This window comes from Microbispora sp. GKU 823, assembly GCF_002027145.1.
Classification (GTDB): domain Bacteria; phylum Actinomycetota; class Actinomycetes; order Streptosporangiales; family Streptosporangiaceae; genus Microbispora; species Microbispora siamensis.
The window spans coordinates 1-14,739 of record NZ_MWJN01000158.1 but is presented as its reverse complement, the minus strand read 5'-3'; the positions used below and the strand labels follow the sequence as shown (position 1 = coordinate 14,739).

Annotated in this window: 10 protein-coding genes and 1 pseudogene; all 11 read left to right on the top strand. The window is 69.2% G+C overall.

The genetic code is table 11. The annotated features are described in order from the left end of the window. On the top strand, window positions 1-174 hold a 174-nt coding region (locus B1L11_RS42100; protein ID WP_143737941.1), incomplete at its 5' end, for an RICIN domain-containing protein. A gap of 132 nt (window positions 175-306) precedes the next feature. Next, window positions 307-3,177, top strand: coding sequence for a PQQ-dependent sugar dehydrogenase (locus B1L11_RS42095; protein ID WP_079320769.1), 2,871 nt, complete (start codon window positions 307-309; stop codon window positions 3,175-3,177). 117 nt (window positions 3,178-3,294) lie between these two features. Continuing rightward, entirely contained in the window at window positions 3,295-4,200 is a 906-nt protein-coding gene (locus B1L11_RS49235) for a ThuA domain-containing protein (protein ID WP_218671654.1), read from the top strand. Between the two features lie 14 nt (window positions 4,201-4,214). After that, complete coding sequence (locus B1L11_RS53340) at window positions 4,215-5,108, top strand: family 16 glycoside hydrolase (protein WP_256863367.1); 894 nt, start codon at window positions 4,215-4,217, stop codon at window positions 5,106-5,108. A 735-nt stretch (window positions 5,109-5,843) separates the two neighbouring features. Then, entirely contained in the window at window positions 5,844-7,268 is a 1,425-nt protein-coding gene (locus B1L11_RS42085; RefSeq protein ID WP_204053138.1) for a sugar ABC transporter ATP-binding protein, read from the top strand. Continuing rightward, window positions 7,265-7,960 (top strand): annotated as a pseudogene (locus B1L11_RS53335) (ABC transporter permease); the annotation flags it as partial. The gene B1L11_RS42085 and the pseudogene B1L11_RS53335, both read left to right, overlap by 4 nt. Before the next feature lie 113 nt (window positions 7,961-8,073). Then, the gene (locus tag B1L11_RS53330) at window positions 8,074-8,265 is read left to right on the top strand and encodes a hypothetical protein (RefSeq protein ID WP_256863366.1); all 192 of its coding nucleotides are present in this window, start codon (window positions 8,074-8,076) and stop codon (window positions 8,263-8,265) included. After that, window positions 8,262-9,194, top strand: a complete 933-nt coding sequence (locus tag B1L11_RS42075; protein ID WP_079320767.1) for an ABC transporter permease — start codon at window positions 8,262-8,264, stop codon at window positions 9,192-9,194. Before B1L11_RS53330 ends, B1L11_RS42075 begins: the two co-directional genes overlap by 4 nt. A gap of 13 nt (window positions 9,195-9,207) precedes the next feature. Continuing rightward, a complete protein-coding gene (locus B1L11_RS42070; RefSeq protein WP_079320766.1) occupies window positions 9,208-10,419 on the top strand; it encodes a substrate-binding domain-containing protein in 1,212 nt (403 codons plus the stop codon). Continuing rightward, window positions 10,416-11,267, top strand: a complete 852-nt coding sequence (locus tag B1L11_RS42065) for a sugar phosphate isomerase/epimerase (protein ID WP_079320770.1) — start codon at window positions 10,416-10,418, stop codon at window positions 11,265-11,267. The genes B1L11_RS42070 and B1L11_RS42065 overlap by 4 nt, the downstream gene beginning before the upstream one ends. A gap of 71 nt (window positions 11,268-11,338) precedes the next feature. After that, window positions 11,339-14,739, top strand: a 3,401-nt coding sequence (locus B1L11_RS53325) for a ThuA domain-containing protein (RefSeq protein ID WP_256863365.1), incomplete at its 3' end; no start/stop codon positions are given.

Below are 14,739 nucleotides of genomic sequence, written 5' to 3'. Positions count from 1 at the left end.
TGGGACTGCAACGGCCAGAACAACCAGAAGTGGCGCCTCAACACCGACGGCACCATCACCGCCGTCGGCGCGAACAAGTGCCTGGACGTCAACGGCGGCGGCACCGCCAACGGCACCAAGGCGCAGATCTGGACCTGCCACGGCGGCACCAACCAGAAATGGACCCGCGTCTGACGGCGCCCTCGTCGTCCGACCCGATGAGGGAACCAGAGGCGGCACCCCTCTGAGCACGAAGCACAACTCCGGCAACAGCGCGGCGGCGCGCGCTCTGCCCTTACTGATCCTTGACTGTCAGGAAGGAAGCCGATGTCCCGACGTCCGTGGCTCACAACGCTGACCACGATGGCGCTGATCACTTCCGGAGCCTTGGCGCTCACCTCCGCTCCGGCGAACGCGCTGACCATCCCGGCGTCCGACTACCAGCAGGTGTCGCTCGCGTCGGGCGGCTCGGAGCTGGGTGAGGCGATGTCGTTGGCCGTGATGCCCAACCGGTCGGTCCTCCACACGGCCCGTGACGGCACGCTGCGCGTCACCGATGTCAACGGCAACACGAAGGTGGCCGGCAAGCTCAACGTCTACACCCACGACGAGGAGGGCCTTCAAGGTGTGGCGGTCGACCCGAACTTCGCGTCCAACCGCTACGTCTGGCTCTACTACTCGCCACGGCTCAGCACGCCGACCGGTGACGCGCCCAGCAACGGCACCCAGTCGCAGTTCGACCAGTGGAAGGGACACCTGAACCTGTCCCGCTTCACACTGAAGTCCGACGACACGCTCGACATGAGCAGTGAGAAGGTCGTGCTGGAGGTGCCGAACGACCGGGGGATGTGCTGCCATGTGGGCGGCGACATCGACTTCGACGCCGCCGGCAACCTGTATCTGACCACCGGCGACGACAGCAACCCGTTCGAGTCGGCCGGGTATTCGCCGCTGGACGAGCGCACCGACCGCAACCCCCAGTACGACGTGCAGCGCACGGCGGCCAACACCAACGACCTGCGCGGCAAGCTGCTGCGGATCAAGCCGCAGCCGGACGGCACCTACACGATCCCCAGCGGGAACCTTTTCCCCCCGGGGACGGCGAAGACGCGGCCGGAGATCTACGCGATGGGCCTGCGCAACCCGTTCCGGATGAGCGTGGACAAGGCCACCGGCGTCGTCTATCTGGGCGACTACGGGCCGGACGCGGGGTCGACCAACTCCAGCCGGGGGCCGCAGGGGCAGGTGGAGTTCAACCGGATCACCAGTCCGGGCAACTACGGCTGGCCGTACTGCACCGGCACGAACACCACCAACGAGACCTACAACGAGTGGAACTTCGCCACCAACAGCACCGGCCCGAAGTACAACTGCACGGGAGGGCCGACCAACAACTCCTTCCGCAACACCGGGCTGACCACGCTGCCGGCGGCCAAGCCTGCCTGGATCAGGTACGGAGGGGACGCCGGTTCGCCGCCGGAGTTCGGCTCCGGGTCGGAGTCGCCGATGGGCGGCCCGGTCTACCGCTACGACCCGAACCTGAACTCCGCTGTCAAGTTCCCGCAGGCGCTCGACGGGCGGTTCTTCGCGGGTGAGTACGGCCGCCGCTGGATCAAGGCGATCGAGGTCAAGTCGGACGGCGCCTACGGGGAGATCTCCGCCTTCCCCTGGAGCGGCACCCAGGTGATGGACATGGCCTTCGGTCCCGACGGCGCCCTCTACGTGCTCGACTACGGCACCGGAAGCAACAACCAGGCGTTGTATCGGATCGAGTACATCGGCAAGGCCAACCGCAACCCGATCGCCAAGGCCTCCGCCGACAAGACCTCGGGACCGGCTCCGCTGACCGTGAGCTTCTCCTCCGCGGGCAGTTCCGACCCCGAGGGCGGTGCGCTGACGTACTCGTGGAACTTCGGCGACGGCACCACCTCCACGGCGGCCAACCCGAGCAAGACCTACACCACGGACGGCACCTACACCGCCACCCTTACCGTCCGTGACCCGCAGGGGCTGACCGGCACGGCGAGTGTGACCGTGAACGTGGGCAACACCGCGCCGTCGGTCACGCTCACCTCGCCGGTGGAGGGGCAGTTGTTCTCCTTCGGCGACACGGTGCCCTTCCAGGTCGCCGTGTCCGACCCCGAGGACGGGACGATCGACTGCTCGACGGTGACCGTCACCTACTTCCTCGGGCACGACAGCCACGCCCATCAGATCACCTCCAAGTCCGGGTGTTCCGGGTCGATCGCGGTGCCGGTCGACGGTGAGCACGACTCGGCGGCCAACATCTACGGGGTGCTGCAGGCGTCCTACACCGACAAGGGCGGCCTCACCACCACCGTCGTCCGGACGCTGCAGCCGCGGCATCGCCAGGCCGAGCACTTCGGCGCCCAGCAGGGCGTGCAGACGGCCGACCACACCACCGCCGAGGGCGGCAAGACCGTCGGCTTCACCGACGACGGCGACTGGATCTCCTTCCAGCCCTACAACCTGAGCAACGCGACGAAGATCACCGCACGGGTGTCGTCCGGTGGCGTGGGCGGCCGGCTGGAGGTGCGGGCGGGCTCCGCGACCGGCACGCTGCTGGGTACGGTGAACGTGGCGGCCACCGGCGGCTGGGAGACCTTCACCGACGTCTCGGCGAACCTCAGCGGCGCGCCGGCGGGGACCACCACCCTGTATCTGGTGTTCCGCGGGGCGACCGGGCAGGGCTACCTGTTCGACCTGGACGCCTTCACCCTCGACACCGGCACCCCCACCTCGCCCTCGCCCTCCCCGTCGGTGTCACCGTCCGCCTCACCCACTCCGCCTGCGGAGAGCACGAGCGCGCTCAAGGGTGTGGCGTCGGGCCGGTGCCTGGACGTCAACGGCGCCTCACAGACCAACGGCGCATCGGTGCTGATCTGGGACTGCAACGGCCAGAACAACCAGAAGTGGACCTCCACCAGTGCCGGTGAGCTGCGGGTCTACGGCAGCAAGTGCCTGGACGTGAACGGCGCCGGCACGGCGGACGGCACGAGCGTGATCATCTGGGACTGCAACGGGCAGAACAACCAGAAGTGGCGCCTCAACTCCGACGGCAGCATCACCGCCATCGGGGCGAACAAGTGCCTGGACGTCAGCGGCACCGCCAACGGCACGAAGGCGCAGATCTGGACGTGCAACGGCCAGAACAACCAGAAGTGGACCCGCGTCTGACGCCGTCCCAGAGGCCACTCCCCACCATCCGATCCACCATTTGATGCGACGCCCGGCACGGCCCCGCCCTCGACGAGAGAAGGGGGCCGCGCCGGGCGCCGCGACGGAAGGACACCCATGCTGCGACATCTGACCCCCGCCGCGCTCGGGCGCGTCGCGGGGAGCGACCGGAAGACATCCGTGCTGCGACGCCTGTCGGTGACCGCGGTGGCGCTCACCGCCGCCGCCGCGACGGTGATCCCCGCCATCCCCGCCCAGGCCGCCGCCTTCAAGGTGCTGGTGTTCTCCAAGACGGCCGGGTTCCGGCACGACTCCATCCCCGCCGGCATCCAGGCCATCCGCGAACTGGGCGCGGCCAACGACTTCGCCGTGGACGCCACGGAGGACGCGAACGCGTTCACCTCGGGCAACCTCGCGCAGTACAAGGCCGTGGTGTTCCTCAGCACCACCGGCGACGTGCTGAACGCCTCCCAGCAGACCGCCTTCCAGTCGTACATCGACGGCGGAGGCGGCTACGTGGGGGTGCATTCGGCCGCCGACACCGAGTACGACTGGCCCTACTACGGGCAGCTGATGGGGGCCTGGTTCAACAACCACCCGGCCATCCAGCAGGCGACCGTACGGACCGAGGACCGGGCGCACGCGGCCACGGCCCATCTCGGCCAGACCTGGACGCGCACCGACGAGTGGTACAACTACCGCACCAACCCGCGCGCCAACGTGCACGTGCTGCAGAGCCTGAACGAGAGCAGCTACAGCGGCGGGAACATGGGCGACCACCCGATCACCTGGTGCCACCCGCAGGCGTCCGGCCGGTCGTTCTACACCGGTCTCGGGCACACCCAGGAGTCGTACTCCGATTCCAACTTCCGCACCCTGCTGCTCGGCGGCATCCGCTACGCGGCCAAGGCCACGAACGCCGACTGCCGTCCCGAGACCGGCTACACGACCCTGTACAACGGATCGACCACCGGCTGGACGCAGGCCGGCCCGGCTCGTTCGCCAACAGCGACGCCACGCTGACCTCCCAGGGCGGCATGGGCATGCTGTGGTACAACGCCAAGGAGTTCGGCTCCTACTCCCTCAAGCTCGACTGGAGGATGACCGGCGACTCCAACTCCGGCGTGGTCGTCGGGTTCCCGGCCACCAGCGACCCCCAGACTGCCCTCGACACCGGGTACGAGGTCCAGATCGACGCCACCGACACCGCGGACAAGACGACCGGAGCGATCTACGGCTTCCAGTCGGCCGACCTCGCCGCACGTGACGCGGCGCTGAACCCGCCGGGTCAGTGGAACACCTACGAACTGCTCGTCCAGGGAGAGCGGCTGCAGGTGTTCCTCAACGGCACCAAGATCAATGATTTCACCAACACGGACCCGGCCCGATCCCTGCAACAGGGGTACATCGGCATCCAGAACCACGGGTCCGGCGACGTGGTGTCCTTCCGGAACATCCGCGTCAAGGAACTGAGCGGCCCATCGACCTCCCCGTCCCCGTCCCCGTCCCCCTCGCCGTCCCCTTCCGCGTCGCCGTCGCCGCCTGCGGGTGGTACGACCGCGCTGCGGGGTGTGGCGTCGGGCCGATGCCTGGACGTCAACGGCGCGTCCCAGACCAACGGTGCGACGGTGCTGATCTGGGACTGCAACGGCCAGAACAACCAGAAGTGGACCTCCACCAGTGCGAGTGAGCTGCGGGTCTACGGCAGCAAGTGCCTGGACGTGAACGGCGCCGGCACCGCGGACGGCACCAGCGTGATCATCTGGGACTGCAACGGGCAGAACAACCAGAAGTGGCGCTTCAACTCGGACGGCAGCATCACCGCTGTGGGCGCGAACAAGTGCCTCAGCGTCAGCGGCACCGCCAACGGCACGAAGGCGCAGATCTATACCTGTAACGGTCAGAACAACCAGAAGTGGACCCGCGTCTGAGGCCATCCGTCCCACCCGGGAGCGGCGGGGGACTCCGGGGTCCCAACCCCGCCTCGCCGCACCCGGCATGACGTCCGGCGCGGCCCTGATCGGGGGCCGCGCCGGCTTTTTCTTCGTACGGATGGCGTGCCGATTCGGCGGTTTTTCGTCAAATGGCTACGAGAGTCCCTTTCCCCATGTCAGAGGTATGCGGCTCTCTGCCTGGAGAGAGGGCCCACATGTATGACAAGAAGCCGGAACTCCCCCAAGAGGGGGGTGGTGAAAGTTTCATACTCATTTGCTCCAAACCTCTGGTTACAAGACCTCCACTCCTCGTGCGCTCGAGGGCATTGGGACGCTACGGCACGGTCATTTTCCTGTGAGAGAGCGACTTCCGCAGGAAGATGGCGAAACTATGTCTGGGTGTAAGAGAAGAAGTCTCCTCAGGCAAGTAAATAAGCATGCTTGACAGCAGAAGTTTGGTAGACCTATTTTCTTCCCGAATCGCTTCGACCGCTCCCCCGGACCAGGTTGAACCTCCGCCCGAGTCACACCCCGTCCACCGGAGCGGAACGCGCGTCGGCCGGCCGCCGGGCCCTCCTCCCCGGCGACCGGCCCGGTGAGCCGCACGCCGGGCCCGGCACGACTTCCACCCCCTTAGGAGATCCCCGTGCATGAGTCATCACCCCGTACGGCGCGGAGACTCGTCCCTGCCGGCCCGGCGGCACGTCTCGACAGGCGGGCCGCGTGCTGAGGATGACCGGCATCGGCAAAAGCTTCCTGGGCGTCCGGGTCCTCGACGGGGTCGACCTGGAGGCGTCCGCGGGCGAGGTCCACGCGGTGGTGGGAGAGAACGGCGCCGGCAAGTCGACGCTCATGAAGATCCTCGCCGGGGTGCACACTCCGGACGAGGGGACGATCGAGATCGACGGCCGCAGCGTGGCGTTCGGGCACCCGATCGAGGCGCAGCGGGCCGGGGTGGCCATCATCTACCAGGAGCTCACCCTGCTGCCGGAGCGGACGGTGGCCGAGAACGTCTTCCTCGGCAGGGAACCCGTCCGGCGGGGGCTGGTCGACCGGGCGGCGATGGAGTCGGCGACCGGTGAGCTGCTGAGCTCGCTCGGCGAGGAGTCGTTCGGGCCTCGCGATCTCGTCCGGCGGCTCTCGGTGGCGCAGCAGCAGGTCGTCGAGATCGCCAAGGCGCTGTCGCTGAACGCCCGGATCGTGGTGATGGACGAGCCGACCGCCGCGCTGGCCGACCACGAGGTGGAGCTGCTCTACACCCTGGTGCGGCGGCTCACCGGGCGCGGCATCGCGGTTCTGTACATCTCCCACCGGCTCCCCGAGATCTTCGAGCTCGCCGACCGGATCACCGTGCTCAAGGACGGTGCCCGGGTCACCACCGCGGAGGCCTCGAGCCTGGACACCGCGACTCTGGTCCGCCTGATGGTCGGCCGGGAGCTGGACTCCTACTACCCGCCCCGGGCGGCGGAGCCGCCCGGAGAGGTGATGCTGAGCGTGCGCGGCGGGGGCAACGCCCGTTTGCACGGCATCGACCTCGACCTGCGCGCTGGGGAGATCGTCGGGGTGGCCGGGCTGCAGGGCTCGGGCCGCACCGAGCTGGCCAAGGCGCTGTTCGGCGCGGAGCCCTTCACCAGCGGCGAGATGACGCCCTGCCGGCCCCGCTCGGTCCGCGAGGGCATCGCGGCGGGCATCGGACTGGTCACCGAGGACCGCAAGGCCGAAGGGCTCCTGCTGAACCAGCACGTGCGTGACAACGCCCTGCTCGTCGCCCGGGCCGCCGGGACGCGCCGGCCCGGGATCGAGCGGCTGCTCGAGCGCGTGCGGCTCACGCCGCCCCGGCCCACCCAGGAGGTCCGGCTGCTGTCCGGAGGCAACCAGCAGAAGGTCGTGCTGGCCAAGTGGATGACGGTCGCGCCGCGCGTCCTGCTGTTCGACGAACCCACCCGCGGCGTCGACGTCGGCGCCAAGGCCGTCATTCACGAGCTGATGCGCGAACTCGCCCGTGACGGCACGGCCATCCTGATGATCTCCTCCGAGCTCCCCGAGCTCATCGGCATGAGTGATCGCATCCTCGTGCTGCGGGACGGGCGCATAGCGGGAGAACTGCCCGCCGGCGCCACCGAGGAGGCCGTGATGCACCTGGCGGCCGCGTCGTGACCCAGCAACTGAAGCTCCGGCGCGGCGGGGCCGAGGGCTCGTTCCTTCGGCGGCTGTCGGCCGACTGGCCCGCGCGTGCCGTCTATGTGGCACTGGCCCTGCTCATCGCGCTGGGCTGGCTGCTGTTCGCCCTGGACGGCGGGCGGTTCCTCAGCCAGGAGAACATCGTCGGGATCCAGCAGCGATCGGCGGCGCTGGGCATCGTCGCGGTCGGTCAGACCCTGGTGATCCTGGCCGGGAGCCTGGACCTGTCGGTGGCCTACCTGATCAGCCTGACCTCGCTGGTCGCGGCCGAGATCATGGCGGGCGCCGACGGAGGCGTACCGGCCGCGGTGGCCGCGGTGCTGGCGGTGAGCGCGACAGTCGGCCTGGTGAACGGCCTGATCGTCACCAGGCTCCGGGTGCACGCCTTCATCGCCACGCTCGGGGTCGCGCTGATCATCAGAGGCGCGCTGGACGAGCGGTACGACGGGCCGGCGGGCAGCGTGCCCGAGTCCTTCCAGCATCTCGGGTACGACCGCATCGGGCCGATCCCGGTGTCGGCGCTGCTGTGGGCAGCGGTGGCGGCGTCCGCGTGGCTCCTGCTCAGCCGGACGCGGCTGGGCTACCGGATCTACGCGGTGGGCGGGGACGCCGAGGTCGCGCGGCTGTCGGGAGTGCGCACCGAGCGGGTCGTGATCGCCGCCCACGTGCTCTGCTCGGTCTGCGCCGGGATCGCCGGGTTGCTGCTGGCCTCCCGGCTCGGCGCCGGCGCGCGACGGTCGGGACCGACGGCGGGTACGACCTGGAGTCGATCGCGGCGGTCGTGCTCGGCGGGACCGCCCTGGCCGGAGGCCGCGGCGGGGTCGCCGGGACCGTCGGCGGAGTTCTGCTCCTGGCCGTCCTCGACAGCATCTTCAACCAGCTGGAGGTCAACTCCTTCGCCAAGGACGTCGTGCGGGGCGTGGTCCTGGTGGCCGCCCTGGCGATCTACGCCCGCAGGAGGCGGACCGCATGAGACGCGCGCTACCGATCTTCGTGGTGCTGGCCGGGCTGCTGGTCGCGATCGCGATAGCCAACCCGTACTTCCTGGAGCCGCCCGCCTTCCTCGCCTTCGTCAAACGGGCCGCGCCACTGGTGATCCTCGCCGCCGGGCAGTACTTCGTCATCGTGTCCGGCGAGTTCGACCTGTCGGTCGGCTCCCTCGTCACCGCCGAGGTGGTGATCGCCGCCCGGCTCATCGACGGCTCCGCGGCGGCGACCTGGCCCGTGCTGGCCCTGCTGATCGTTCTCGGACTGCTCACCGGGCTCGTCAACGGAACCGTCACCACCCTGCTCCGGGTCCCGTCGTTCATCACGACGCTCGGCATGCTGCTGATCCTCTCGGGAGCGGTCTTCCTCTGGACGGGCGGCGCACCCCGGGGCGCCCTGTCCCCGCAGTTCCGCGAGCTGGGCCGGGGGAGCCTGGGCCCGGTGCCCTGGTCGGTCCTCATCCTCGCTGCGGTGGCGGCCGCCGCGATCTGCGCGATGCGTGCCGGCTTCGGCCACACGCTGATCGCGGCCGGCGACAACGACCGGGCCGCCGCTCTGTCCGGCGTCCGGGTCGCCCGGGTGCGGACGGTGGCGTTCATGATCTCCGGGCTGTCCGCGGCGGTCGCCGCGATTCTGCTCGGCGGCTTCGCCGGGGTGTCCGCGCAGGTCGGCCAGGGCCTGGAGTTCCAGGCAATCACGGCTGTCGTGCTCGGCGGCGTGGCCCTCGGGGGCGGCCGCGGCTCCGTGGTCGCCGCAATGGCGGGCGCCTTCACCCTGGAGGCGCTGTTCACCCTGCTCAACCTGTACGGCATCTCGGGGGCGGTGGAGCCGGCCGTACAGGGTGTGATCATCATCGCCGCGGTGGCGCTGGGAGCGGTGAGCCTCCCACGCAGAAGAGCCGCGGCCGCCTCGTGATGGAAGGACAACCATGCGTTCATATTCGCGGCGGCTCCTCGCCTCCGCCGCGCTGGCCGTACTGACGCTGTCGGCGGCCGCGTGCACCAGCGACAAGCCCGCGCCCTCCGCCTCCGCCGCGCCGGCCGGGTCCACCGGGTCGGAGGACAAGGGCACCGGGGCGCAGTCGAAGTTCTTCGTGCAGGCCGACTACGACGCCCAGATGGCGATGCGCCGGGCGCAGCCGACCGGCTCGCCGGACAAGCCGTGGGAACAGAGCATCGACCCGCAGTTCGTCGACACCGCCAAGTACAAGAAGGCGGGGCCGTACCACCTGTGCTTCTCCAACGCCGCCGTCAACAACCCCTGGCGGCAGGTCGGCTGGAAGACCATGCAGGCGGAGGTCGCCCTGCACAAGGAGATCACGAAGTTCACCGCCCTGGACGCCGAGGGCAAGGACGACAAGCAGATCTCCGACATCGCGGAACTGACGGGGAAGGGCTGCGACGCGCTGATCGTCTCCCCCAACACCACGGCCACGCTGACCCCCGCGGTGTCCGGGGCCTGCCCGAAGGTGCCGGTCATCGTGTTCGACCGGGGGGTCCAGACCGACTGCCCGGTCACCTTCATCAAGCCGATCGGCGGCTACGCCTTCGGCGCCGCGGCGGCCGAGTTCCTCATCGACAAGGTGCCGCCCGGCGGGAAGATCCTGGCGCTGCGCATCCTGCCCGGTGTGGACGTGCTGGAGACCCGGTGGTCGGCGGCGAAGGTCGCGTTCGACAAGAGCGACCTCAAGGTCGTCGGCGTTGAGTTCACCGACGGCGACGCCGCGAAGACCAAGAGCGTCGTCAGCGACTACATCCAGCGCTACGGCAAGATCGACGGAGTCTGGATGGACGCGGGCGCCACGGCCGTCGCGGCCGTGGAGGCCTTCGAGGACGCGGGCCAGCCCGTGCCGCCGATCAACGGCGAGGACCAGCAGGACTTCCTGAAGAAGTGGAGCGACGCGAAGCTGACCGCCGTCGCTCCGACCTATCCGACCTACCAGTGGCGCACCCCCGTCATCGCGGCGCTCAAGATCCTCAAGGGTGAGCAGGTGCCGAAGGTCTGGAACCTTCCGCAACCGACGATCACCCAGGAGAACCTCGCCACCTACCTCAAGCCCGGCATGCCACCGCTGCACTACGCCCTGTGCGGCTGCGAGAACCTGCCCGGCTACCCGCAGAAGTGGGGCGGCACGTCGTGATCGGAGTCAACACGTGGGTCTGGGTCTCGCCTCTCACCGACGAGTCCCTGGCCGTCCTCGCGCCCCGGATCGCGGGATGGGGATTCGACGTGGTCGAGCTGCCGGTCGAGCAGCCCGGCGACTGGGACCCCGGAAGAGCGGCGGCCCTCCTGGACGGGCTCGGCCTCGGCGCGTCGGTCGTGCTCACGATGCCACCGGGACGCGAGCTCGTCGGCGCCCCGGGGCAGAGCGTCCAGGAGACCCAGGACTACCTGCGGCACTGCGTGGACGTGGCGGTGACCGTGGGTGCGCCGGCGGTCAGCGGACCCGCCTACGCGTCGGTCGGCCGGGCCTGGCGGATGAGCCCGGACGAGCGGCGCGCGCTCTACGCAGAGCTGAGGGAGAACCTGAAACCGGTCGTCGCCTACGCGGCCGAACGCGGGGTCCGGATCGGCGTCGAACCGCTCAACCGATACGAGACCAGCGTCGTCAACACCGTCGAGCAGGCGCTCGAAGCCCTCCCGGAGGAATGCGGGCTCGCTCTCGACACCTACCACATGAACATCGAGGAGAAGGATCCTCTCCGGGCCGTCCGGCTGGCGGGCGCCAGGATCGCGCACCTCCAGGTATGCGGAACCGACCGTGGCGCCCCCGGCAGCGACCACTTCGACTGGACGGGCTTCGCCGCGGCCGTCCGCGACGTGAACTACGGCGGCCCGCTCGTGATCGAGTCCTTCACCGCCGACAACAAGACCATCGCCACCGCCGCATCAGTCTGGCGTCCCCTCGCCCCCAGCCAGGACGCCCTCGCCACCGAAGGCCTCGCCTTCCTCCGCACCCTCGACCTGACCACCCGACCCTCCCCCTGAGCCGAGAGGGCTCACGCCTTCGCACTCTTCGGCTCCGACCGTTACCCGGTAAACCCCCCAGGAGAATTCTCATGCGAAGATCACGCCTGCTCCCCGCCCTGGCCGCGGCCTTGTTAGGGCTCTTGCTGTCCGCGGTGCCGCTGGTCGCGCACGCGGCCGCTCCGCAGTTCAAGGTGCTGCTGTTCAGCAAGACCGCGAGCGGCGCCTACCGGCACGACTCCATTGCCGCCGGCATCGCGATGTTCCAGCAGCTGGCGACGGACAACAACTTCCAGCTCGACCAGAGCGAGAACTCCGCCGTCTTCACCACGTCGAACCTCAACAACTACGACGCGGTGATCATGCTCCAGACGTCGGGCATGGTGTGGGACACCGACGCGCAGCGTCAGGCCATGCAGGCCTACGTGCGCAGCGGCCGCGGCGTCGTGGCGATCCACAACGCCGTCGACATGAACATCGAGTCGCAGTTCCCCTGGTGGGACCAGACCGTGCTGGCCGGCGCGCACATGACGCAGCACTCGTCGATCGTGCAGGGCACCGCCAAGGTCGCCGACAAGGTCCACCCCTCGACCAAGGGCCTGCCGGACCGGTGGACCCGTACCGAGGAGTGGTACAACTTCGACAAGAACATACGCGGCTCGGTGCACGTGCTGGTGACCGCGGACGAGACGACCTATGACGCGGGCGCGAACAAGATGGGCGCCGACCACCCGATCTCCTGGTGCCACAACCCGGAGGGCGGAAGGGTGTGGGCCACCGCGATGGGCCACAACGCGTCCTCCTACTCCGAACCGCTGTTCAAGCAGCACCTGCTGGGCGCGGTGAAGTGGGCGGCGGGCGCGGAGCCGGGCGACTGCGGCGGCACGATCTCGGCCCGCTTCCAGAAGGTGACCCTCGACGGCGCGCCGGACCAGCCGATGGAGCTGGACGTGGCCGCCGACGGCAGGGTCTTCTACATCTCGCGCTCCGGCAAGGTCAACCTGATCCCCGCGGGCGGCGGCAGCACGCGCGTCATCGGCACCCTGTCCGTGTACGACGGCGGCGAGGACGGCGGCATCGGGATCGCGCTCGACCCGAACTTCGCCACCAACGGCTGGATCTACATCAACTACTCGCCGTTGAACGGCGGCGAGGTGAACAGGGTCTCCCGGTTCACCTTCAACGGCACCAGCCTCGACCTGAGCAGCGAGAAGAAGATCATCGAGGTTCCGGCGTTCCGCAACGTCGACGAGCCGGGCCACACCGGCGGCTACATCGCGTTCGGCCCGGGCGGCAACCTCTACATCGCTCCGGGCGACGACACGAACCCCAACGCCTCCAGCGGCTACGCCCCGATCGATGAGCGGCCGGGCCGGGAGCACTACGACGCCCAGCGGTCCGCGGCCAACACCAATGACCTACGCGGCAAGATCCTGCGCATCCACCCCGAGCCCGACGGCACCTACACGATCCCGTCCGGCAACCTGTTCGCGCCGGGCACGGCCAAGACGCGGCCCGAGATCTACGCCATGGGCTTCCGCAACGCGTTCCGCTTCTCGGTCGACAAGGTCACCGGCTGGATCTCCGTGGGCGACTACGGGCCGGACGCGGGCAGCGCCAACCCCAACCGCGGCCCCGAGGGCACGGTCGAGTGGAACCTGATCAAGCAGCCCGGGTTCTACGGCTGGCCGTACTGCACCGGCAACAACACGCCGTTCAACGACTTCAACTTCGCCACCAACACCTCGGGGGCGAAGTTCAACTGCTCGGCGCCGGTCAACGACTCGCCCAACAACACCGGCCTGACCAACCTGCCGGCGGCCAAGCCCGCGACCGTGTGGTACAACTACCACGCCTCGGCCGAGTTCCCCGAGATCAACTGCTGCGGCGGCGCGGCCCCAATGGGTGGCCCGTTCTACCGCTACGACGCGGCCAGCGCCTCTGACCGCAAGTTCCCGGAGTACTTCGACGGCGCGACGTTCTTGTACGAATGGAGCCGCAACTTCGTCAAGGAGATGCGCCTCGACTCCTCCGGCAACCTCCTGAAGATCAACCCGTTCGTGGCGAACATCGCCCCGCACGCGCCGATCGACATGAAGTTCGGCCCTGACGGCGCCCTGTACATGGCCGACTGGGGCAACGGCTTCGGCCACGAGAACACCGATGACAGCATCTACCGGATCGACTACGTGGTCGGGAACCGTGCTCCCGTCGCCAAGGCGAGCGCCGACCCCGACTCGGGCGCCGCGCCGCTGACGGTGGCGTTCTCCTCGGCCGGATCGTCCGACCCCGACGGCGACGCGATCACCTACAGCTGGGACTTCGGTGACGGCGGGACCTCCACCAGCGCCAACCCGTCCCACACCTACAACGCCAACGGCACCTACAACGCCAGGCTGACCGTACGGGATGCGAGCGGGAAGACGGGCAGTGTCACGCTGCCCATCGTCGTCGGCAACACCCGTCCCAAGGTCGTCTTCTCGGCTCCGCCGGACGGCGGGTTCATCGACTTCGGCGACCGGGTGTCCTACACGGTGAACGTCACCGACCCCGAGGACGGCGCCGTCGACTGCACCAAGGTCAATGTGTTCACCGCGCTCGGCCACGACCAGCACGCGCACGACACCGGCCAGTACACCGGCTGCTCCGGGACGGTCACGACCACGGCCTCCGGCCACGACGAGGCCTCCAACGTCTACTACGTCCTGGGCGCGGACTACACCGACAAGGGCGGTCTGAAGGGCAGCGCCGGCATCACCCTGCAGCCCAAGCACAAGCAGGCCGAGCACTTCACCGGCTCGTCCGGCATCCGGGTCGTCGACGAGCCCGGGGCCGAGGGCGGCAGGCGCGTCGGCGACGTCTCCAACAACGACTGGATCTCCTTCACGCCGGTCAACCTGTCCGGGATCGACTCGGTGTCCTTCCGTGTCTCGGCGCCGTCCAGCACCGGGGCGTCCATCGAACTGCACGCCGACTCGCCGACCGGGACGCTCATCGCCTCCAGCGCCGTTCCGGCGACCGGGGGATGGAACACCTACGTGTCCCTTCCGGCGGTGCGGGTCACCGACCCCGGTGGCACCCGCAATCTCTACGTCGTGTTCAAGGCGCCCTCGGCGAACGCGTTCGACGTCGACTCGTTCACCTTCGTCGGCAAGGGGGTCGGACAGGCAGGCGGGTCCCCCTCGCCCTCCCCCTCGCCGTCCACATCCCCGTCCCCGTCCCCGTCGCCGTCCCCGTCGTCGCCGTCGGGCAGCACCAGCGCCCTCAAGGGTGTGGGCTCCGGGCGGTGCCTGGACGTCAACGGCGCCTCGCAGGCCAACGGCGCTCAGGCGCAGATCTGGGACTGCAACGGCCAGGCCAACCAGCAGTGGACCTCCACCAGTGCCGGTGAGCTGCGCGTCTACGGCAACAAGTGCCCTCGACGTCAACGGCGGGAGCACGGCCGACGGCGCCAGCGTGATCATCTGGGACTGCAACGGCCAGAACAACCAGA